This window comes from Streptomyces sp. NPDC004327 (genome assembly GCF_042873935.1).
Classification (GTDB): Bacteria; Actinomycetota; Actinomycetes; order Streptomycetales; family Streptomycetaceae; genus Streptomyces.
Genome location: NZ_JBIAME010000005.1, coordinates 628,935 through 651,383, shown reverse-complemented (window position 1 = coordinate 651,383; position 22,449 = coordinate 628,935). Strand labels below are relative to the sequence as shown.

Here is a 22,449-nt window from a genome sequence, read left to right as displayed (position 1 = left end):
GCGGGGGAGTGGGGTACGCGGCTCAGTCACCGGCACCGAACACCGAACCGTACCTGTGGACGACCTCGGACCAGTCGTCGTCGTGGCGGAAGCGGATGACCTCCCACCCGTCGTCGTACAAGCGCTCCTGGGCGTCCTCGTCACGCTGGGCCTGCAGTTCGTCGTCGTGGTGCGGACCGTCGATGAAGACCGCGACCGGGCCCATCTTCGTGTCGTACACGAAGTCCGGGCGGGAGAGCGCACTGGAGACGAAGAACTGCTGCTTGTCCGGCAGCCGCAGACCGTTGTCGGCCAGGAACGACACGAACCGCTTCTCCAGCCTGCTGTCGGCACCGTCGATCAGCGTCTGCGTGTGCTCGTTCCGCGTGATGCCGGGGCCGGCGTCGGTCACCCGGGACCCGGCGAAGCGCAGCAGCAGGTCCTTGACCAACTGGCGGTCGATGACCTGGTGGTGGCGCTGGTTGCCGAACGACAGCAGGCAGTCGTAGCAGCCCATCTCGCAGGCGGGACCGTCCTCGCGGCCCCCCGTGTCGCTGCCGTCCGGGCGGAAGTGCGCGATCTCCAGGGCGCGGGCGGCGGCCCGCCGCAGCGCGCCGGGTTCGGCCTGGAGGCGGCGTAGAACGCCTGCCCCGCCCTCGGCGCTCTCGATGAACAGAATGCGGTCGCGCGCCCCGTCCAGCGGCGGCAGTTGCTCGGTGTCCAGCTCGCCGTCCTCCAGCTGGAACTCGGCCTCGATGCCACGCTCCAGGGCGTACTGGAGTGTGATCGCCACATCCGGGGCGACCGGTTCGGCGAGCTTGAGCACCAGGATGTTGCGGGTGTCCTGGACGTACGGGATCACCGGGACCTTGCGGTCCGCCTTCTCCGCGCTCTCCAGGCCGTCCTGCTCCTCGGAGGTCAGCTTGCCCGGCTTGTCCTGGTCCTTCTTGGCGTCCAGCCACTTGCCCTCGATGGGGTCGAGCCAGAAGCCCGAGCGCTGCTTGCTGCGGCGGTAGCCGAGGTTGGTGAGGCGGACCGTGGCGCTGTCGCCGTACGTCAGCTCGGCGAGCGCGGCTCCCCCCGCTTCCGTGGCTGCCGCGCCCAGCGAGCCGTCACGGGAGCCGTGCTTGTTGAACTTGTACGACACCTCGACGAAGTAGCCCGTCCGCTGGCGCTCCTCCTCGTCGGATGAGATCCGGTCACGGCGCTTGGTGAAGACCGTGCGCAGTGGAAGGAGGTTGTAGCGCGCGTCGGAGAGTTCCGCCTTGCAGAAGTCGCAGGTGTTCTCCAGCTCCTCGCCCACGTGCAGATAGCCGCAGTGCTCGCACACCTTGGCCTCCTCGGTCTGCAGATCGCCCGAGGCGCTGGTGGGCAGCTGGACGCGGTCCACCTGGAAGCGGCTGCCCTCGTGGTAGATGAAGGCCCCGGGGCCGAATTCCCGGATCGCGATGAAACGCGAGCGCTGGAGGTAGTCGCCGTCACGGCCGCCCCGCGCGGCCCGGCCCGTGCCCGGGATGAACGCGGCCAGCGGCAGCCGGGGGAAGGAGTAGCCGGGCAGGAAGCCCTCGGAGGCCAGGTAGCGGTACGGCGTGAAGTCCGATAGCAGCGTGCTGCCGTTCCGGTCCTCGTTCTTCAGGAGCTTCAGCTGCGTCTCCGCCTGGTGGCGGCGGCGCTCGGCCTGAGCCGAGGCGTCCTTGCCCAGAGTGTTGTCGAGGATCCGCCGGTGCTGGGTCTCCCGCTCCTTCAGTGCCTTGCGCAGCAGCTCACGCCACCGGCCGAGCGCATGGTCGAATCCGCCCGGTGCCATCCGGACGGTCCGCTCCAGCCAATGCTCGTCCCACCAGGAGGTGGCGGTCAGCCGATCCATCGAATCCTTGAGTACGGCGGTGGCCCGGCGCAGCGCACGCCGCTGCGCTGCGGGGTCCTGGACCTTTTCGACGTACTGCGGGTAAATCCGCAGCGAGGGCGCGTCGCCGTCGGCGTCCACGAAGTGCGGAATGCGCCTGCCCAGCTCGACATTCGTCTCGGCCAGCCATATGGCGTGAATGTGCGAGCGCACCAGATCCTCGTTGGCGAGGTCCAATCGGGGCGGGGCGACCGCACCCGCAACCATCTGGTCCGAGCGGCGGAAGTAGTACTGGTCGTGGCTGTTGCCCGTGGCGCAGTACGTGGTCACCAGGGCGGGCTGCCCCGAGCGGCCCGCCCGGCCGCTGCGCTGGGCGTAGTTGGCGGGCGTGGGCGGAACGTTCCGCATCGCGACCGTGTTCAGGCTGGCGATGTCGACGCCCAGCTCCATCGTCGGGGAGCAGTAGAGCACCGGCAGGGGCGTACCGAGACGGAAGTCGGCCTCACGGTCCTCACGGACCGGCGCCGGCACCTGCGCGGTGTGCTCCTTGGCCACCAGTCCGGCCAGTGCGGAGCCGACGTTCTGATAGAGGTTCTTGAAGAACGGGTTCACACGCGGGCCCTGGCCCTTGCCGTATGTACGGCGCAGCCGGTCCACGGCACCGAACTCGTCGTCCCGAGCCGTCCACACCACGGTGGTGTGGTTGATGCGGTAACCGGGCGCCTCACCTCGTCCGGTGGGGACCTCGGTCAGGAGACCCGCCTCCGCCAGGACACCCGCCAGATCGACGATCAGCTCCTGCGCCTCTGCCATGTCCAGTGGCCGCCCCAGCGCCGGGAACTGGCCCGGCCTGCGCAAGAACCGGCCGAAGCCGGACCGGGCGGTCAGGTTGATCTCTCCACGCGGCCGCCCCGGCCGGCCGGGGCGAACGTACGCGGTACCGGGCGGGGGCGGGGTGCGCTCCGTCTCGGCGAGCCCCCACGTGTCGTTGAGCAGGTACGACAGCCTGCGCAGCTCGTCGTACTCGGACTGCTCGAAGTACGGGAAGTCCACGGCCCGCACGCGCCGAAGCTCGTCCAGGAGGATGCGGGAGAGCTCGGCCCGCTTGCCCGGATCTGCCGATCGCAGCGGGGAGCAGGCCCCGGCCCAGCGCTCCTCGTCCTCGGAGATCTCCTCCAGATCCGCGTACTCCAGGCGCAGCAGGCCGGTCTGCTCCAGGTTGGGCATGGTGACCCGCCAGCCGCGTTCCAGGTCCAGGTACAGCCGGTACTCGACGACCTTGGCCAGGGCCCGCAGGGTGCGTCCCGCCTGCCTGGACGGCTCCTTCGGGTTCTGTGAGTAATCCTGCGGCGTCAGGCCCAGCTTGGCGACCACCGCGGGAGCCACGTCCTCGTGCAGCAGTCCCTCTTCGCCGGCGTCGACCATGGCTTGGTAGAGCCCGCCGCGCAGCTGGGTGACGAGAACGAAGTCGTTGAAGTGGCCCGCCTGGAGGCTGGCGTCCTGACGGTTGTCGACGAAGGTGAGCAGCTTGCGCGCGTCCTCGTCGAGTTCGGAGGGCGGGAGCTCCTTGAGGTGGCGGACGATGCTGGAGCTGATGAGGGAGGTAGCAGTCGAGCGGCCCTCGCGGTCCATCGTCATCAGCTTGGCGAAGTCGTTTCCGCGCGCGGACTCGTAGCTCACGCCGCAGTTGAGGCAGAACATGAACGGCATCGGGATGTAGGCGGCGTACAGGCCTTGTCCGCGGTCGACCACCGATCCGTCGGGCTTCACCCAGACCTGCTGCGGGACGCGTTTGCGCCGGCTGTCGGCGAGTACCTGGACGCTCTTCTTGTCGTCCGTCACCACCCAGCTGTCCGGGAAGCGCTGCTCCTCGATGGCCTTGCCCGTCTCCTCGGGCCACGGGTTCTCGGCGCTGACGTACAGGTAGCCGTTGTCCTCGTCGTCCTCGGTACGGGGCCGGAAGGCGAACGAGCCGTCCTTGCGTTCCTCTCGGGCCACTGTCAGATACTCCTGGCCGCACTCGCGGCAGAAGGACAGCGGCAGCAGGATCTTCTCCTTGGCACCCGGTACGCGGAGCTGGTAGGTGCGGCTGATGTGCCGGGTGTTCTCGTCCTCCAGCGACACGTGCACCGAGTTGCCCTTGGACAGGAACTGGTGCAGCCGGAACGCGAACAGCGGCCGGCCCGCCTTGTTCTTGGCCTGCGAACCGGCGTGCAAGGTGTCGCGGATGGCGGTGACGCACGCCTCCTCCGGCTCGCCCGTGCGGGCGGCGAGCTTCTTGGAGGCGGCCTTGACGGTCGTGGGATCGGCTCGGACGAGAGCGCCCTTGTCCGGGCCCTCGGTGAGCGTGCGCAGACCGAACTCGGTCTCGATCCAGGAGGCGAGCGGGTCGTCCTTGAGTTCCGGGTAGGAGGTCGAGGGGGTGTTGGCCCGTACCCGGTCGGCGAGTTCGGCGTCGGTCGGCTCGTGCTCGGAGGTGGCGCGGACCAGGGTCTCGCCGACCACATGGTCCGGGGTGACGGGGGTGGAGAAGAGGGTGGTCGCCACCTCGGCGACGGCCTGGCGCCGGTCTTCCAGAGTGCCCTCGGTGGACATGGTGGCCGAGGTGCCCACGCACTGCAGGTCGTCCGCGGCCAGGGCGTCACGCACGCGGCGGACAAGGAGGCCCACGTCCGCGCCCTGGCGGCCGCGGTAGGTGTGCAGCTCGTCCAGGACCAGGAACTTCAGCCCCTTGGCAGCACGCATCAGCGCCTTGCGCTCGCGGGGCCGGGTGAGCATCAGCTCCAGCATGACGTAGTTGGTGAGGAGGATATCCGGCATGCTGTCCAGGATCCTGTCGCGCTCCTCCTCCTTCTCCTGGCCGGTGTAGCGCTCGAAGGTGACCGGTTCCCGGCCCTCGCCGTAACCGTGGCGCAGGAACTTCTCCAGCTCGAACTTCTGGCTGTTGGCCAGGGCGTTCATCGGGTAGACGATGATGGCCTTGACGCCGGAGGCCGCGCCCTCCTGATTGGCCCGCAGCACTCGGTCCACGATCGGGACGATGTAGCCGAGGCTCTTTCCGGAGCCCGTGCCCGTGGTCAGGACGTAGCTGCTGCCAGAGCGGGCGGCCTGCACGGCGTCCCGCTGGTGCCGGTGGAAGGTGATCGGCAGGCCCTGCTGCGGTGAGCCGTCCCTCTCCTTGCCGACGCGGAAGATCCGCTCGCACTCCGGGTGCAGCAGACCCTCCTGTACGAGCTGGGTCACCGTGCCGCCGGGCTCGAAACTGGGGTTGAGCGACAGCCACGGGTGGGGCCACTGGTCGCCCTGCACAAGAGCCTCGTCGACCGTGCTCTTGATCCGGTCGTTCTTCAGGACGACCGAACTTGTGGTGAAGGAGCGGTAGTCGGCGATCAGTTGCTCGTGCACCTTGAAGACGTCCACAAAACCCTCACTCGTTCCCGCGCCGACCTGCGACTTTCACCGTAACGGGTGGGGCGGGGCGGCGGGCTGGAATGGTCGAGTCTCCATCACATCACCGTCTGTGAACTAAGTCAATGCATTGAATGGGCTGGTGTGTTTTCACGCTGCGGGTTCTGGGGTGCGATTCCTCGCCGTGCATGACAGTGGCACACTCGGTCACCTATGGACATCGGAACACTCATCGCCAAGCGCTATCGCATCAAGAGCGCCATCGGTCGAGGCGGCATGGGACAGGTGTGGATGGCGGACGACGAACACCTGGGCCGAGGCGTCGCCGTCAAGACGATGACACCGCTCGTCGGCCTCACGGTCGCCCAGATCGCCCAGGACGCCGCGCGCTTCGAGCGAGAGGCCAAGGCGGTCGCCAAACTCGACCACACCGGGCTCGCGGCCGTGTACGACCTGGGTGTCGAAACCGGTACGCACTACCTGGTCATGCAGTATGTCCAAGGCCTTGACCTGGGGGACTACATCGCGGAGCGCGAGCCGCTCTCCGTGGCGGAAGCCGCTGCGGTGGGCGTGCAGATCTGTTCCACCCTGGCCGCGGCCCACGCCCGCGGCGTCGTCCACAGGGACCTCAAGCCAGGCAATGTCCGCATCCGCACAGACGGCGTCGTGAAGGTGCTCGACTTCGGTGTGGCCGCGATCCTCGACGCGGACACCAAGAAGCTCACCACGACCGGGGAACGGCTGGGCAGCTTTCTGTACATGGCCCCGGAACAGGTGATGGGTGAACCCGTCGACCGGCGCACCGACCTCTATGCCCTCGGCTGCCTCATCCACGAGATGCTCACCGGCAGGCCGGTGTTCGAGCACGAGTCCCCGCTTGTCGTGCCGAGTCTGCACACGGGGACCGAGCCGGAGCCGCTGAGATCCCTGCGACCGGACGTGCCGGAGGAGATCGAAACCCTGGTCCTGGACATGCTGGCGAAGAAGCCGGCCGACCGGCCTGCTCACGCGGGCGAGGTGTTCCGGCGCCTGGCCGCACACCTGCCCGCGCCGGGAACCCCGGAAGACGCCCTGGTGCCCTGGGCGGAGGCCGATCCCCGCCGGCCCTTCCTCCACCCCATGGCACCCGACGCGCGGCCCGTCCGGCAATGGGCGAGAGAGTCGGACGGGCCGCACTAGCCGACTTCTCAGCGCGGCTCGGCTCCCCTACTCTCCTCGGCAGGGCCCGGCTGCAGCGGGATGTCCAGGGTGAGCTGCTCCGGCCCGGGGGCGGTCTCGACCCCCGGCGCCGCCGCCGTGTCCGGATCGGCGTCGGCCGCCGCGTCGGCCCCGGAGCCGGCCGGGTCCTCGTCGTCCTCGTTGCGGGTCGGCAGCACGTACTCCTGGGCCAGACCGGCAAGGTGCAGGGGCAGCGGCAGGCTCAGTGCGTCCGGCAGATCGGGGGCCTGCCGGAGCTGATGGACGGCGACGGCCAGTGCCTCCGGTACGTCGCCGTCGCCGGGGTGACACCCGAGTACGGCCAGCTCCACCAGGCCGGGGTTCCACGCGGCCTTGTCGGTGTCCACGGTCACGTTGCCCTTGGAGTTGACGCGCGGAGCCAGCTTGTCGGCCGCCACCGACAGCTTGAAGGTGCGCGCCTTGGGCGTCGTCGACCAGAACACCCGGGCGGACTCGGCGTCCGCCGTCGGGTCCGTCCACAGATGGGCGGCCAGACCGTTCGCGCCGTCGGGGTTCATGGCCCACCACTGCGCGGTCTCCCGGTTGCGCGCCGTACGCACCCGCACGAGCCGCAGGTCCGGATCCAGGCGCCGCGCGGGGGCGTGACCGTCGCGGAACTTGTCCACCACTACGGTGCCGTCCTGCAGCCACGTCCAGTGAGAGCGCATGTTCTGCCCGTGAGCCAGCAGGAGGGTCGGCGTCCCCCGCAGCGTGCGGCGGACCCGCTGCAGCCATTCCTCGGTCGCCTGTCGCTGCTCGGTCATGTCCGCCCACCAGGACAGCCGGGCGACCGGGGCCTCCCCGTCACGCGGGACGGGCACCGTGCCGGTCGGCACCTCGGCCCGCTTGGTCAGCCGAAGGAGCATCACCGGGTACGGAACCCAGGCGCGCGCCTCGTCGTCCCAGCCCTCCACCCTCGCCAGACCCGTACCGGACGGGTCCGGCGTGACCAGCACGGCGACAGGCACGTACCCGGCCCACCTGGTGCGACTGCGCCGGTTCTTGCGCACCATCCACACCGCCGCGTACCGCATGCCCTCCGGCAGCTGGTCGCCCAGGCTATGCTCCGGGTGGACGCGCACACCCAGCTGGCGCAGCCCGTCGTCCCAGGCCTTCGCCGCGCGGAACTCCTTGTTCTTCTCGCTGTTGTAGCCCTTGGCCTTCTTGGGCACGGCCATGAACTGGGTCAGGATTCCCGCGTCGGCGCAGCCCAGCCGCAGTGCGAACTTGGCGTCGTGGTCGCCGGACGTGAAGTCCTTGGCCCGGTCGATCTCCACCAGCGCGAGCGTCGGCAGGGGCGCCGTTCCCGCGGGCGCCTGAGCGTCGTCCTTCGCGAGGAAGGCCGCCACCTCGCGGCGGCGGTCCCGGATCGCGGTGGTGACGGCTTCCCGCGAGTGCCGGCTGCCCTCCGGCAGGGCGAGGTCGTGGCCGAGGTCATGCGTCAGCCTGCGACAGCGCAGGCGCACGGTGAGTTCGGGGGACTGCCATTCCAGGTCCACGGTGCCGTTGTAGGCATCCGTCGAGGTCGGCATACCTCCGTCGCCCTTGAGGTCCAGGTGCGCGACCAGTGCGGCGATCGCGGTGTCCCGCATCTCCGCCGTCTGCCACAGCAGCCGCGTCTCCAGGATGGGCACCTCACCCGTGCCCAGCGGCTGGGACATCTGCCGCAGCGCGTATGCGGCGCCGACGCGGCGTGCCTCCGCGCGCACGCACTCCGCCTCGGTCTTGGCCGGCTCCTTCGACGGCTCCCTGCGCGGGTTCGCCGGCGCACTGCCGGACAGGCGGGTGCGCACCAGGGCGGGCACCGGTCGCAGCTGGTCCGGGAGGGCCTGCAGGGCCCACTCCACGATCTTCGACCGCTGGTCCGTCATCAGGCCGGGGCCGACCTCGTGCGAGCCCATGGCCGTGCTGTACAGGACGGCCGCCCGCATGTCGTCCTTCAGCCATGCCGCCGGGTCGGTCAGGATGGCCGCGGCGTCCGGGAACGCCTCCCGGAGGGACATGCCGCGCAGCATCCCGGCGGGACCGCCTCCGGCCCAGTCGTAACCGCCCTGGCTCCAGGCCAGCCGCGCCACCGCGAACCGGTCGCTCGCCGGGGCCCCCGGCAGCCAGGGCACCCGCGGCCGCAGCAGAACCGTGGTCTTGCGCCCGAACGGCAGGAACAGTCGGCCGGTCTTGGCGCTCACCCTGCTCGCGTACCGGCGGATGTGCGTGTGCACGTGGAAGCGGGGCAGCGGATCGAAGGGCACGGTGTGGAGCGTGATGTTGATGACGACGGAGTACCACTCGGTGCCCCGGAACCCCTCGAACTCCAGTGCCTGGGAGACCAGCTCGGCACCCCGGTCCATGGGGCCGCGAGGCATGGCGCGGAAGCGGAGTCGGCCACCCTCGTAGTCATAGGGCTCCAGGGCGAGGATCCTCCGGGCCAGCCAGTCGGTGGCCAGCTGGAACTGGCGGGAATCGGGCGCCGCCGTTCCGCCATCAGTGGGTCGCTCGTACCGCAGCAGTTCCACCGAGACGTCTTCCTGCCACCGGGGAGGCCGTTCCAGCAGCACCGACCGCGTTTCCGAGAGCAGGGCGCGGTACTCGGGCTCCGGGCGCAGATCCTTCAGCCACGCACCGAAGAGCCCCTTCAGAGCGGCATCGGGCAGCGGATCGGGGACGTCCTCGGGGACGTAGAGCCAGAAGTCCCGGCTGTCGCCGCGGGCCCGGTTCGGGCGAGGCCTCACCAGGACGTCCGGGGCGAGCGCCTGCACCACCTGGTCCATACGGAACGTGGGGACCGTCTCCAGCGGCTTGTCACGCCCCGCGTTGCAGAGCGTGAGCAGGGCGCTGGTCCACTCCTCGGGGAACGGCAGCGCACGGTACCTCTCGACGGCGGAGGCCTCGATGGAGACGGGGCGAGCGGCGGCGGTGCGGATGGAATCGTAGGGGCGTGCCAAGGCCGTGTCCTTTCGCGGGGTGTACTGCGGGTCGAGAGGTTCAGGAGGTGTGGTGGGTGATCTCGCGCAGCGCCTTGTACAGCGGCGTGTACAGGAGCCGGGCGACCACCGGGTCTGCCGGATCGGGGCAGTCAGAGGGTGGGGCGGCGTCATCGAAGTACGGGGCGAGAACGTCCCGAAGGCCGGTGAGCAGGCCGTCCTCATGGGGAACGGGCGCCGATGCGGCCGCCGGCGAGAGCAGCCTGGCCGTGCGCGGGGCGAACCGGGCGTCGACGAAGACCACCCGGGCCGGTACGCCACCGCGCACCAGACGGCCGATGACCTGCCAGAGCGTCACGAGCTGGTCCCAGGTGAAGGACGTCTTCTCCTTGCCGGACAGGCGGGAGTAGATGTACCGGCGCGACAACAGTCGCCGCCACTCACCTCGTGCCACATGCCGGAAGGCCAGGCCGGCCTCGTCCAGCTGCGCCGCCGCCATGGCCAGCTCGGTGAAGGTGCCCTGAGGCACCCCGGGTTCGTCGCGGGTGAAGCGTGCCGCCCAGTCGTTGATCGCGAACACCGCGAGGGAAAGATCGTCGGGGCGCGGGTGCGGCCGGGCGAGGAACAGTGCCGTGCCGAAGGCCGCGTTGCGCTGGGCGTTGAGAATGTTGTGTCCACGCTCCACGGCCATCAGCGGCGCGACGAGGATCTCCGCCGTGGGGTCCTGGGCGAAGGTGGCGAGGTCACCACGGCGCAGGACGGTGGCCCGCTCCTGCTCCGGCCGGACCGGTCCCGAGCCTCGTACGGCCTGCTCCAGGTCGGCATCGTCGGCGGCCAGGACGCGGACCCGACCCTGCCAGCGCTCGATGTCATGCAGGGCGTCCGCCGCGGTGTTCGCCTCCTTGTAGCTGCCGACCAGGAGAATCGCCCTGCGCCGACGGCTGTCGGTGACCTTGGCCAGCTCCTGCTCCAACGGGCTGGGGGCACCGCCCCGGCCGGGCAGGCCGAGCCGTCGGACCATGGCCCTGCAGGCCGCCGGCCGGGCCTTGGGCTCCGTACCGGACAGGCTGAGGGGCCGGCCTTCGTCGTCGTACAGGAAGTGCGTGGTGAAGACCGACTGCTTCACGGCCTCGAGCGAGCGGGCGGAGGGGGTCAGTACCGCGCCCACGGGCGCGACGAGGTGCGCGCGGGTGGAGGTGCCGGCCCAGCTGGTGCCGGACATCAGCACGACATGCGGCCCCCTCCTGCCTCGGCCCGGGTCGGCTCCCACGTCGGGGAGGGTGAGCAGGAGCTCACGGCCCACTCCGGCGCACCGGAAGAAGCGCAACGTGCCGCTGTGCCGCCCTTCGACGTCGCGCTCCCGCTCGTCGGGCAGGTACTGGAAGCCCAGGACGTTGCCCATGGGGGCCTCCGGCACCAGCGGGGCATAGTCGACAGGCGGGCGGCGGGAGAGCTCGTTGCCCGTCGAGTCGAGGTGCAGGGCGGCCTCGACCTGCGGCCACAGATAGACCAGCCGGTCCAGTCGCTGGTTGAGGGCGCTCAGGAGCAGGGTGAACTCCAGACGGCGGGCGGCCAGATCCAGCCACTCCTCGTCCTTGGCCCGATCCGCCGCGGGAGTGCTGGCCAGCAGGGGGCGCAGCACCGCGAGCACGCGCGCCCGCGTGTCGGACGAGGACAGCGTGGTGAGCAGGTCCTGAGAGAGACGCACGAGGTCGTCGGTCGTGTTGCCGTACGGGCCCTGGCCGCCGAGCGGGTCGTCGCGGAAGTCATCGAAGCGCTCGGTCAGTTCGGCGCGGCGCGCATCCGCTTCAGGGCCCGGGGACGCGGGCTCGGGCGCGTCGTCCTCGTACGCCTCGTACAGTTCCGATTCGTCGGGCACACCATCGGGCACGCCGGGGACCGCGTCCTGCGCGAACCATGAACGCAGCAGCTTCTCCTGCAGCGTCCACGGGCTGAAGTACTCGATGTCGGCCCACTCGCGCAGCTCCGCGTCGGAGATCAGCAGCTTGTAGAGGCGGTCCGTCGCGGCGTGGACCACGGTCAGGGACGCGGACCACCGTTCGACCTCCTGGTCGGTCAGTGGCAGTCGGCCCTGCCGGGAGAGCTCTTCGACGCGATGCGCCTGCACCTGGTCGAGCCACGACTCGGGGCCGGGGGAGACGAGTGTCGCCGAGGGAGCGAAGATCTCGTCCAGCTTCATCTGGACCGAGTCGGCCTCGTCCACGATGATGATGTCGCTGCGCAGGCAGGCCAGTTCCAGGTGGCGCAGGCGCTCGTCCCCGAGATGGCGGGGCACGGCGGACTGGACGAGGCTCGCCGGATTCGCCACCCAGATCAGGGAGTCGACGAGTTCGCGGGCGGTGCTGTGGCGGGGGCAGGCGGCCCAGGCCGGACAGCCGTGCGGGGTGCCCTTGGCCTCCGGGGCGCCGCCCTGATCCGATGCGGAGCGCCGCTGTCCCGGCTGATACGGCTCGGGCAGCCCGTCGGACGCGGGTGGCGTCTCGCCTTCCTTCCTCGGCTTCTCCGGGTAGAGCGAGGTACACGGCGCGTCCGCGAACCGCAGCGGTTGGGCGGCTTCCGTACCCCGCAGAGCATCCACGACGCACACCGTGCTGAGGTGATCGAAGCCGGGGTCGTCGTGGTCCAGGAGGTTGTGCAGGCCGCGGGAGCCGAGCCGGCGGTGCAGCCGCTGGACATGGGTCTCCCGTGTGGTCAGCCCCAGCACGGGGGCCGCCGTCAGACCGAGATCGCGCAGAAGAGCGGTGATCCGGAGCTGCTCGGCGACGTCGCCCACCATCAGTGTGATGCGCAGCTGGGGAGTGCGACGAGTCCCCCAGACCGCGAGCAGGGTCATGAGAGTCGACTTGCCCGCTCCGACCATGCCGACGAGGTGCAGAAGCCCGTCGAGGCGGAGATCACCTTCCTCGGAGAATCCGAGTCCGTCGGCGTCGCGCGGGAAGACGTGCAGCTCGGCGAGGCGATCCTCCCAGTGGCCCGGACTCGCCACCTCGTTCTGCTGCTCGGTCGCGTCCATCCAGCGTGCGGTTTCGGCCAGCTCGGCCCGGCTGATCACGAGAGGAGCGCCGTCCCCGGGCCGCCCGTCCTCGGGTGCGTGGCCGGCAGCCGGCTCCGGCCGGAGCCAGGCCGGCAAGGTGACGGACGTCGGCCGTCGCCGTTCGACGAAGGTGGCGCGGCCCGCGGGGGCGAGGGGGAGGGGCTTGCGAGCGAGCGGGGGCAATGCGGCGAGGGCGGTGTCGTAGACCATGAAGCGATCGGACGCGACTACTGCTTCACGACGCCGCGCGGACCGGTGGAACTCGGGAACGTCGTAGGCGCGAAGCCGGTCGGGGAGGGACAGATAGGTCTCCAGCGCCTGCTGCCAGGTACGCCGCCGACGCAGATGCCACAGCAGGTGGCGACCGGAGGCGAGCATCACCTCGTGGGTTGGGGAGGTGACACAGCCGCGGGAGCGGGCGAATTCGTAACCCCCGAACAGGGTGTACGCGCCGGATGCGGGCTCCTCGGGGGCGATGCGCTCCAGGAGCCGCAGAGCCAGCTCCACCTGGCACAGCAGGCTCGGTTTCACCGTGCCCAGCTCGGGCGGCACCTCGCCCCACAGCCGCGCGAGTTCCTTGCTGACGGGCTTGTGCCAGCTCTCGCGGTCACGCATCGCCGGCCTCCTTTCGACGCGTGGTCTTCCCCGTGCGCGTGAGCCGTTCCCGCGCGCGGGCGATCAGTTCCGTGTCGGTGAGCAAGGGCACGTGCCGCGCTGCGGCCGGACGGTGGCGCTCGAACACGGCGACGTACCCGGGCCGGTCGTCGACCCGGTCCTGCGGGACCACCCAGAAGGCCTCGTCGTACGGGGGCTGCTGCGGCACCGAGCGGGCCGCCCGCCCGAGGAACGCGGGATGAGCCCAGTCCTTGACGTCGACGGCCCATACGTGGTCGTCGGGGAAGGTGATGTGCACGTCGTAGGCGTCGTACGCCGGCCACATCCGTACCTTCAGCCCCAGCGCGGTCAGTCGCGCCTCCAGGTCGGCCTCGGCCCGTCCGGGGCCGGTGACGAACTGACGCAGCGGACGAGCCAGCTGCAGAAGCTCGCCGACCTCCTCCCGCGGGTAGCGGCGGCCTACCGGAGGCTTGCCCCGACGGCGGCACCGATCCCGCTCGCACCACCAGCCTCCGTCGCGCAGTGGGGTGAGCAACGTCAGGCAGCGGCCACACGCGGCGTACCCGCCACCCCGGAGATAGCTGTCCGGGACGGGGCGGTAGATCCTGCTGAGCAGCTCCTTCACCGGGTCGAGCACGTGATCCATCGAGAGGGCGAAGTCCTCGGCGGAGGTGAGCACGGGCCGTGTGACGAGGAGCCGGCGGAATTCGGTGTACGCGTCCTCTTCCCCGTACTCACGGCAGAGCCGGAGAGCGGTACGGATGACCTCGCGGTCGTACAGGACCAGCGCGCTGTCCGACGACTGCTCGGCCCACTCGTAGCAGAGTTCGGTGGGCCGGGAGGAGTCGGGATCGAGCAGCAGGTCGTGCGGGCCCACGGTCTCGGGCGGCAGATCGATCGGCCAATCGGCCACCGGCCGCTCGCGGCACCAGAACAGCAGGTCGGGCAGGCACGCCGGGGGCTCGGCGCCGCGTTCCAGACACGCGAGCACCGTCCGGTCCAGCGCACGCTGGACCTCAGGGGGATAGGGCAGGATGAAGACTTCGGGTCCGGTCGATGCATCCAGCACCGTGAGCGCGGTGGCCAGGGTGCGCATCAAAGGGACGCCGCGGTGAGCGGACCAGTCGTCGCCCGGGGAGGGTGGCCTGCCGGGGGCCGGCGTGGTGTTCATCGGGGCTCCAGGTGGGTGCGGCCCGCCGCGCAGTGCGCCAGTACGTCGCAGCCGTCGCAGTGCTCGTCAGGGCGGGGGGCGTACGTCTCGTCGACGGCCCACGGTCCGGCGAGGCCGGCGATGATGCGGCGGGCTTCAGCCTGGGTGTCCGGATCGCCGGGGTCGATCTCCTCGCAGCGCGATCCGTCGTCGTACAGCACTTCGAGTTCGATCAGGGAACGGCGCGGATCTCCGTCGAGGACCCCCGCGGCCATCATCAGCACCGCGAAGGCGAGCTGCGGGTACGACTCCATCAGGGCCCGTCCCTCCCAGGGACGCTTCGCGGCCGTCTTCGTCTCGTGCCAGATCCAGCCACCAGCGCGGGTGTAGAGGAGGTCTGGGTCGGCGATCAGGACGACGTCGAGCTCCGGATCGTACGCCGTGAGCCGGTGCTGCACTCGAACGTGCTCCGAGGGCGGGAGCCCGTCGAGCGGGCATGCTCGCTGGTGCTCGGACAGCATGGCCAGCGCTGTCGGCGACTCGGATGCGGTCAGCCCGGGGAGGACGTCCGGCATTGGGGCGTCACGGCAGCATCCCTCCTCGTGACGGAGGTTGAGCCACTCGTCCACGGCGCGCCCCCTGCGGATCGGCAGGCTCTCGGGCGCTCCGGATTTCAGGTGGAGGACACGGGTGAGGTGGAATTGAGCCGGGCACCGGCTGTGGACGCGGAGATCTGTCGCCGAGACCGAACGCCGTGCCCGGGGGCGGCGCGAGGCGGGCACGCCGAGAATGCCAGGAGTGCGGTGGGGCAGTTCGCAGCCCGTCAGCCCCTCGCAGCGGACACAACTGGAACCGGGCGTGAGCCGGTCGGCCTCGACCACTCGGGCCAGCACGGGCTTGGCGTGCGCGGCGAACCGTCGATCGGCCTCATCGGCGTCCCAGTCGGCCAGCACCTCGTGCTCGCCGGATCCGCAGCCGATGCCGATGATCCGGACGCGCCTCGGCCGGACGTGGTCCGCGACGGGGCGGAAGACATCCCGAGGTGCCGACTGCGAGGGGACACCGCTCACCATCACGGCGGCTGCCTCCGCGATCTCGGCCGGCGGCCGGTCCGACTTGACAGAGTTGATGGACAGCAGCCAGAGCTCTCGCTCCGCGCCGTCGGCGGACGCGTAACGCCGACCCCATGCGGTGCGCTCGTAGCGAGTCGCTCCCCGTGGGTCCGGGGACTCGCTCCAGGTGATGGCGGTCCACTGAGCACCTACCGGCAGGGTCGCAGGGCGCCCGAGCGCATGCCGCTGCGCCTCGTGGGCGGCGCGTGCCGAGACATAGGCGCGCACCGCCTTCTCGGCCCAACTCGAGTGACCGACGTGGTTCTTGCGGCTCGCCCGGAGCTGTGACAGCGCGCTCTCCAGGTCCGTCTTGTCGTGCTCGATCGCATCTAGAGCCTTCATGACAGGGCCGAGGGCGAACTCCTCGAGGGGTGTCCACCGAGAACGCGGTGGAGCCTGCCGGACGAACGGCCGGGCGCGCAGAGCGTTGCCGCGGGGGCAGTCCTCGGGGCTCTCGCGCAGCAGCGGCAGGGATGTGCGGATGAGCCGGATGTCGCCGTCCGTTCCGGGCGGAGGCAGATGGAGCGACACGATGCACCCCCTTGTGGGCGTGATGATGGGATCGCTGGCAGCCTCAGAGAAGCGCAGATCTGTGAACTAAGTCAAGCGATTCTCTTCATGTGGCGCGTGAACGACTACAGTGTGGCGCGCGCAGTGTCATCGAAGGGGGTGAGGTGTGGACGCAGGGGAAGACCTCGACGGTCGCTTCCGCGTCGAGGAGGCGCTTGACCAGGGCGGCATGGGAAGCATCTGGTCGGCGACCGAACGAGGGACCGGTCGCAAGGTCGCTGTGAAGGTGCTCCGCCTCGATGCCTACACGCAGGGCGGATTCAGCCCGGCCGAGCGGGCGCGGCGACACGTCGAACTGCTGAAGCGGTTCGAACGTGAGGGCGTCATCCTTGAAGAGCTCGATCATCCCGGCATTCCACGCCTGCTGCACCGTGGCTACGTGAACGAGGAGCCCTACCTCGTCATGGAGTACGTCGACGGGATCGACCTGCGTGAATTCCTTGACCTGCGCCGCCCCTTCCCGCCCGACGCGGCGATGGCCATCGCCGTGCGGATTGCCGAAGCCCTCGAACACGCGCATGCGTGCGGCGTCGTGCACCGGGACCTTAAGCCCGGCAATGTGGTGGTGTCGTGGGTCGGTGGTGTGGTGAAGCTGCTCGACTTCGGTATCGCCCACCTCACCGACCCGGACGCGACCCGTTACACGGCCCTCGGAGCCACACCGGGCAGTTCCGGCTATATGGCTCCCGAACAGCTGCGTGGCCGCCAGGATATTTCCGCCTCGGCGGACCTTTACGCGTTCGGCTGTCTTCTCTTCGAACTGCTCACAGGTGAGAAGCCGTTCGAAGATCTGCCTGACAGGAACAAGGACGCCCAACACCTCGAAGATCTACCCCCGCGCCTGCGAAGCATCAACATCGGCATTCCCGAGGAGCTCGACGAGCTCGTCTGGGATCTGCTGGCAAAGGTGCCGGCCGATCGGCCAAGGTCCATCACGGACGTCCTTGCGGTACTGCGGCCCTTCCTGCCGAAGCCCGGAGCTCCGGCTCCGGACCCGGAGCTGACCCCTGACCCGACAGCGTCCTACCGCCGGTGCGATTCGGCCGCCGAGAAGCAGGGCATGTCTCCCGTCCGGCCCCCCGCGCCCCGTCGGCCGGCCCGCCGCAGTGGTGGCTGGCTGCGGCGGGATCAATTCGCCGAGCGAGTCGATCTGGCCCAGGCGGAGCTGCTTGCCGACGGGCCGGGCGAACGGTGTGCGGACCTTGTCGACCTGTTGCCCAAGGCGGTGTCGGACTGGGGCGCCCGCGAACCGATCATCCTGAAGGCGAGGTTGCGGTGCGCCGATGCCGCTCGGCTGGACGGTCGTACGCGCGATGCCGTGGAGCAGTACGCCGAAGTGGCCCAAGGTGGAGCGCCACTGGATTTCCTCGTGTGGGAAGCCAGCCTCGGTCTCGCGGAATGTCTGATGCCCGAGGGAGATGTTGACGAGGCGTTCCGTGGCTGGAGCGCGGTGATGCGCGGACTTCTCGGCCTCACGCCCATTCCGGCCGAGTTGATGGGGCGATGCCGTGAGGTCGCCCTTGAACTGAGCGAATCAGGTTATGAGGCGGAAGTAGCCGAACTCCTGAACCGGCTGACCGGGTCCTGATTGGTCAACTGCGAGGGAGCTGCCCCGCAGCCAGCAGGTCTCCCAGGGACCGGCTCAGCTCGGCGCCCACTTGCTTCATGTCCTGCAATGCATTTTCAAAAGTGAGGATCGTTCGGTAGATCTTCCCGTAATGCTGTTGATCCACGAGGGAAAGCCGGGGAATCTGTAGGCGACGCACATCAATGCGCGACGTCGTCGATGCATGTGTGCCTGCCTGCTGCACATTGGCCGGGGCGCGAAGACAGCCGGCCAAGAACCAGGGGTCGAGGATGGCGGGGTTCACCCGGAGTGCTGAGAGCTGGGGCCCAAGGACGGAGGAGGCCTCGCCCTCAACTCGTACGTCGAAGGCGCGGGCCAGCACCGAGACGATCACGTCGTGAGTCGCTGTGACGGTGAGGGAACCGTCCCGCTCACCCGCTGTGACGGCGGAGGCCGGAAGCCAGAACCGTTCCGGTCCAGGCGTGGGCGTACCTGTCAGGACACGAACCTCGCCCGCGGGGCGCTCCCCGCGGCGTACCAGATCATCAGGGATCCCTTGCCCGGGCCGGATCTCCAGTGCTCCGGCCCGTTCCAGTTCACCAATGCCGATCAGTGACACGGATCCGTCAAGGCTGCTGAGATCTAGGTTTGACAAGGCAGTGGCGGCACGCCGCGTGTCACTCGCATGGGCGTCGAACTGAACCCACATACGTTGGAGGTCGGTGGCAGTCGCGGCTTGTGTGCGGGGAATGTGGCGTGCTGGTGTGAGGTCCACCTGGTCGTCCAGCAAGTCAACCACAGGAAGGGACACGCTCCCCATGGTGCTCCTGCCACTGAGAACATCCAGAACGTGCGTGGTGACCGTCGGCCAGTCGATCCCATTCCTCTCGACAGTCGTGGGCGACGTGTCGTGTGCGGCGTCCACGAGCACGAGCTCGATTTGCCCGGGCCCACTGGGCTGCGTAGCCCCCTCGGCCTGAAGAACCCAAAGATGCAGTCCGACCCCGTAAGGGGGAGCGGCACCCGGAGGCAGGGCGATCACCGCGCGGAGTACTCCGGCGCGCAGCAGCCCAGCCCGGATCCGGCGGCCGGCACGGCGTGCCGCCACCGCGGGCGGGAGTACCAGCACCGCCACTCCTCCGGGAGCCAGAGCCGCCACGGCGTGCTGAACCCAGGCCAGCTCCGGTTCGGTGCGCGGCGGTTGTCCGTAAAGCCAGCGAGGGTCCGTGGCCAGCTCGGCATGGCCCCAGTCACGTTCATTGGACGGAGGGTTACACAGGACGGCATCCGCCCGGACATCAGGGTGGGCATCGGCACGCAGGGTGTCACCGGCTACGGACGAGACATTCGACAGGCCCGCCTCCGAGAACCCGCTGATCGCCAGGCGTGCCCGGGTCAGTTCTGCCAGGGCCGGGTCGGCGTCCTGGCCCAGGAATCGGATGAACGATCGTTGCCCGGCACCCCACCGCCGTCCGGCGGCGAGGAGCAACGTTCCCGCACCGCACGCGGGATCGAGTACGGATCGCATCTCGCCCGGATGCAGGGCGGCCGTGATTTGGGCCATGAGGTCAGCCAGGGGAGGTGGCGTAGTCGCCACTTGCCGAACGTGGGTTCGGAGCCATCGTTCCAGAAGGAATTGGAACACGGCCCGGCGATCCCCGCTGGAGGCCAGCTCGAGAGTGGTCTCCATGAGCTGGGCCTGACGTCGATCGACAGCAGGATCGTGTTGTGCTCCGACCGCCTGCTCACCGCTGAGCCGCAGTCCCACATGGGCGATGAAGAGCCCTGTCGCTTCCCTGTCGCCCAGGGATTCGTACTCGGGCCACAGTCGATCGAGTGGGTTCGCCTTGTCGTTGAGCTTGTCCTCTCGCTCGAGCCAGGCCTCGACCTCGGACAGCGAGAACTGTGGGCTGGTATCCGTACCTCCGATAGGTGACGGAAAGTTGCCGTATCGACGCCGCCAGTTGCTGACAGCGGCGCGCCCGACTCCTGCGATGCGGGCGATCTCGGCCAGAGTGACTCCAACACGGGCCGCCCCTGTATTCGCGGGCATGATCTCCTCCGGAGCTTGCGGTGGTCTTCGCTCGGCGCGGATCGATCGGGTGTGCCTCGTTGATCTCACCGTTCATCGCTTAACTGAGTTTACGTATGCATTGACTCGTCGACTACCTGCATACTCTGAAGCCGTCGCTGTGCTGCTCGGACGCGCCCATCAGTTCGCGGCGTGTGTCGCCGCCCCGGCTTGCCGGCTGGAAAACCACGCGGAACGCTGTGCCGTTGGTGTCGATCGCTGCTGCGGGCGACTGTCGGGCCTGGTCCCCTTCGGCTCCGCCGCTTCCGTGCCGCTTGGGTCAGACCTATATGACGCAGGAACCACGCTCCGCGACCACCTCGGCCTGGCCCACCCCGACGCACCCGGACGCCCGCCCCGATGCCCGTGCGGAGCGGCCGGAGATCCGGCGGGTGGCGTCGTGAAGTTCCTGGCCATCACCCTCATCGTGCATGCCCCCGATCCGGTGACGGGCGTACGGAAGTCCACCAACGAGCGCTTTCGCGAGGTGATCGACAACGCGCTGCTGGCCGAGGAACTCGGCTTCGGCGTCGGCGAGTGCCATGAGCGGCCGTTCATCTCCTCCTCGCCGCCGGTCGTGCTCAGCCACATCGCCGCGCTCACCTCGCGCATCCGGCTCTTCACCGCCGTCACCACCCTCAGCCTGCTCGACCCGGTGCGGGCGTACGAGGACTACGCGACCCTGGACCACCTGTCCGCGGGCCGCCTCGATCTGATCATCGGCAAGGGCAACGGCGCCGCCCAGCGCGAGCTGTTCCACGTCACGCCCGAGGACCAATGGGACCGCAACGCCGAGAGCTACGAGCTGTTCCGCCGCATCTGGCGGCAGGACAAGGTGAGCGCCTCCCCGCGCTTCCGCCCCGGGCTGACCGACGCGGAGGTGTGGCCGAGGCCGCTTCAGCAGCCCGTACGGGTGTGGCACGGCAGCGCGACCAGCCGGGAGTCGGTCGATCTCGCCGCCCGCTACGGAGACCCCCTCTTCTCGGCCAACGTCACCCACCCGATCGAGCCGTACGCCGAACTCATCCGCTACTACTGGGAGTGCTGGGAGCACTACGGCCACGACCCGGCCCGGGCCGTCGTCGGCGCGGGAACGGCCGGCTACTACGCGGCCCGCACCTCACAGGAAGCCGTCGCCGCGTACCGGCCGGTGTTCGAGGGCCAACTCGCCTTCCAGAAGAGCCTGGGCCTGGAACCGGTGTTCACCACCCTGGAGGACTTCGTCGAACGCAGCTCGGCGCTGATCGGTAGCCCGCAGCAGATCATCGACAAGGTGCACCGCTACCACGAGCGGTTCGGGCACAGCGTGCTCCACCTGCAGGCCGACGCGAGCGGACTCCTCCCCGCCCAGCACCGGGCCTCGCTCGAATTGTTCCAGTCCGAGATCGCGCCGGTGCTGCGACGCGAGGTCCCCGACCCGCCGTTCCCCTGGGCCCCGGTCATCGCGGCACCCGCGCCCGCCAACCGCTGAGGAGCACCACCCGACCATGTCCGGCATACCTCTCGGGGTCCTCGACCTCGTACCGATCCCGTCCGGTTCGAGCGCCGCCCAAGCGCTGCGCAACACCATCGACCTGGCCCAGCAGACCGAGCGTTTCGGCTACGTCCGCTACTGGTTCGCCGAGCACCACCTCAACCCGGGTGTGGCCGGGGCCTCTCCCGCCGTGGTGCTGGCCCTGACCACCTCCGCGACGTCCACCATCAGAATCGGCTCCGGCGCCGTACAGCTCGGTCACCGCACGGCCCTGTCCACCGTCGAGGAGTTCGGCCTGATCGACGCCCTGCATCCAGGGCGACTCGACCTGGGCCTCGGCCGGCGGCCCGTGGTTCCGCAGCATCCGCACCGCCGAGGGCGCCATCCCCTTCCCGACCTCGGTCCAGGCCCGCGCCCACGCCTGGACCGAAGCGGACCGCGCCCTGGTCCGCCGACCGCGTCGACACCCAGTTCATCGGCTCGCCCGGGCGGGTCGCGGACCAGCTCGAACAACTTCAGGAGGCCACCGGTGCCGACGAACTGATCATCACCACCATCACCCACGACCACGCCGACCGGGTCCGCTCCTACCAACTCCTCGCGGAGGAGTGGCAACGCCGATGAGCCGATCGGGGAGTATCGGGACACTCTCGACGGCTGCGGGAGAGGCCGATGCGGTGGCGCGGGTCAGATCCACTCGGCGGTGACGCGTGGATGGTCGGTGGTGAGCAGGGTGATGTCCTCGACGTCAGACGTCAGGATCGTGATCCGGCCCGGCTGAGCGAGGGCGATGGCGCAGAGCATGGCGTCGATGGCGTACTTGTGGCCGTGCAGCCCGGCCGTACGCAGCAAGGTGGCGGCGGACTGGGCGAGGGCCTGGGTGACCGGCTCGACGCGAAGCCGGGACAGCGTCCATTTGAACGCAGCGTCGTTGATCCGGGGGTGGATCACCTCGACGAGAACTGCGGCCGAGGTGATCACCGGAAGGTCGGCGTCGCGGGCGGCGGTGAGCCACTCATGGACCTCGCGGTCGCGTTGCACGGCTTTGGCCAGACCCTCGCTGTCCAGGATGAGCGCGCCGCTCACGTGGCCGCCCCGGCTCCGGAGGAGGGGCGACCGGTGAGCTTGGCCCGCTTGGCGGCCACAGCCTCGGGGTCGGCGGGGCCGTGGGTCTTGTCGAAGTCGGCGATCAGCTCGTCCAGGTTGTCGCGCTCGATCTGCCGCTGCGCGGCCTTCTCCAGGTACGCGGAGACGCCTCGCTTGCCGACCCGGTCGCGGATTGCTTGCAGGGTGCCGGCGGTCAGGGAGACGGAGATGCCGCTGGTGGGGCCATCGCCGGGCGAGAAGTCGGTGTCGTCGTCAGCCACGACATGAGTATGGCATTTCGAATGCCATACAGTGACCCCTTGCCTGTGGAGGCCTGGCGTCGCTCCCGAAGTGCGTCAGAGGTCGCACGTAGCGCC

The 22,449-nt window shown here is 69.6% G+C and carries 11 protein-coding genes and 1 pseudogene; 4 read left to right on the top strand and 8 right to left on the bottom strand.

Annotation, left to right across the window (positions count from 1 at the left end; genetic code table 11):
- Positions 1-22: 22 nt before the first annotated feature.
- Positions 23-5,245, bottom strand: coding sequence for a DEAD/DEAH box helicase (locus ACFYU9_RS20565; protein ID WP_389345632.1), 5,223 nt, complete (start codon positions 5,243-5,245; stop codon positions 23-25).
- Positions 5,246-5,446: 201 nt separating this feature from the next.
- Here ACFYU9_RS20565 and ACFYU9_RS20560 point away from each other — a divergent pair, with 201 nt between their 5' ends.
- Positions 5,447-6,412: a serine/threonine-protein kinase gene (locus ACFYU9_RS20560; protein WP_389345631.1), complete on the top strand. Its 966-nt coding sequence runs from the start codon at positions 5,447-5,449 to the stop codon at positions 6,410-6,412.
- 8 nt (positions 6,413-6,420) lie between these two features.
- Here ACFYU9_RS20560 and ACFYU9_RS20555 read toward each other — a convergent pair whose 3' ends face one another.
- From ACFYU9_RS20555 to ACFYU9_RS20540, 4 genes are read right to left on the bottom strand one after another with little or no spacing between them, the layout of a single operon-like run.
- Positions 6,421-9,393 (bottom strand): pPIWI_RE module domain-containing protein, encoded by a 2,973-nt coding sequence (locus ACFYU9_RS20555; RefSeq protein ID WP_389345630.1) that lies wholly within the window; start codon positions 9,391-9,393, stop codon positions 6,421-6,423.
- A 40-nt stretch (positions 9,394-9,433) separates the two neighbouring features.
- On the bottom strand, positions 9,434-13,042 hold the full coding sequence (locus ACFYU9_RS20550) for a hypothetical protein (RefSeq protein WP_389345629.1): 3,609 nt from the start codon (positions 13,040-13,042) through the stop codon (positions 9,434-9,436).
- Complete coding sequence (locus ACFYU9_RS20545; protein ID WP_389345628.1) at positions 13,035-14,213, bottom strand: hypothetical protein; 1,179 nt, start codon at positions 14,211-14,213, stop codon at positions 13,035-13,037. The genes ACFYU9_RS20550 and ACFYU9_RS20545 overlap by 8 nt, the downstream gene beginning before the upstream one ends.
- Complete coding sequence (locus ACFYU9_RS20540) at positions 14,210-15,835, bottom strand: PD-(D/E)XK nuclease family protein (protein ID WP_389345627.1); 1,626 nt, start codon at positions 15,833-15,835, stop codon at positions 14,210-14,212. Before ACFYU9_RS20540 ends, ACFYU9_RS20545 begins: the two co-directional genes overlap by 4 nt.
- Positions 15,836-15,980: 145 nt before the next feature.
- On the opposite strand from ACFYU9_RS20540, the gene ACFYU9_RS20535 reads away from it, so the two are divergent.
- On the top strand, positions 15,981-17,462 hold the full coding sequence (locus tag ACFYU9_RS20535) for a serine/threonine-protein kinase (protein ID WP_389345626.1): 1,482 nt from the start codon (positions 15,981-15,983) through the stop codon (positions 17,460-17,462).
- 4 nt (positions 17,463-17,466) lie between these two features.
- Here the strand turns inward: ACFYU9_RS20535 and ACFYU9_RS20530 are convergent, their stop codons facing one another.
- The gene (locus ACFYU9_RS20530) at positions 17,467-19,494 is read right to left on the bottom strand and encodes an N-6 DNA methylase (protein WP_389345625.1); all 2,028 of its coding nucleotides are present in this window, start codon (positions 19,492-19,494) and stop codon (positions 17,467-17,469) included.
- Between the two features lie 418 nt (positions 19,495-19,912).
- On the opposite strand from ACFYU9_RS20530, the gene ACFYU9_RS20525 reads away from it, so the two are divergent.
- Complete coding sequence (locus ACFYU9_RS20525; protein ID WP_389345624.1) at positions 19,913-20,983, top strand: LLM class flavin-dependent oxidoreductase; 1,071 nt, start codon at positions 19,913-19,915, stop codon at positions 20,981-20,983.
- Between the two features lie 16 nt (positions 20,984-20,999).
- Positions 21,000-21,610: pseudogene (locus ACFYU9_RS20520) on the top strand (LLM class flavin-dependent oxidoreductase).
- 63 nt (positions 21,611-21,673) lie between these two features.
- On the opposite strand, the gene ACFYU9_RS20515 reads toward ACFYU9_RS20520, so the two are convergent.
- Positions 21,674-22,072, bottom strand: a complete 399-nt coding sequence (locus tag ACFYU9_RS20515) for a DNA-binding protein (protein ID WP_389345623.1) — start codon at positions 22,070-22,072, stop codon at positions 21,674-21,676.
- Entirely contained in the window at positions 22,069-22,353 is a 285-nt protein-coding gene (locus ACFYU9_RS20510; RefSeq protein WP_389345622.1) for a hypothetical protein, read from the bottom strand. Before ACFYU9_RS20510 ends, ACFYU9_RS20515 begins: the two co-directional genes overlap by 4 nt.
- Between the last annotated feature and the right edge of the window lie 96 nt (positions 22,354-22,449).

What these genes read in the sequence shown, in the direction of transcription:
- ACFYU9_RS20545 (WP_389345628.1), bottom strand. Translation starts at nt 14,213, where the DNA reads ATGAACACCACGCCGGCCCCCGGCAGGCCACCCTCCCCGGGCGACGAC.
- ACFYU9_RS20550 (WP_389345629.1), bottom strand. Translation starts at nt 13,042, where the DNA reads ATGCGTGACCGCGAGAGCTGGCACAAGCCCGTCAGCAAGGAACTCGCG.
- ACFYU9_RS20530 (WP_389345625.1), bottom strand. Translation starts at nt 19,494, where the DNA reads ATGCCCGCGAATACAGGGGCGGCCCGTGTTGGAGTCACTCTGGCCGAG.
- ACFYU9_RS20560 (WP_389345631.1), top strand. Translation starts at nt 5,447, where the DNA reads ATGGACATCGGAACACTCATCGCCAAGCGCTATCGCATCAAGAGCGCC.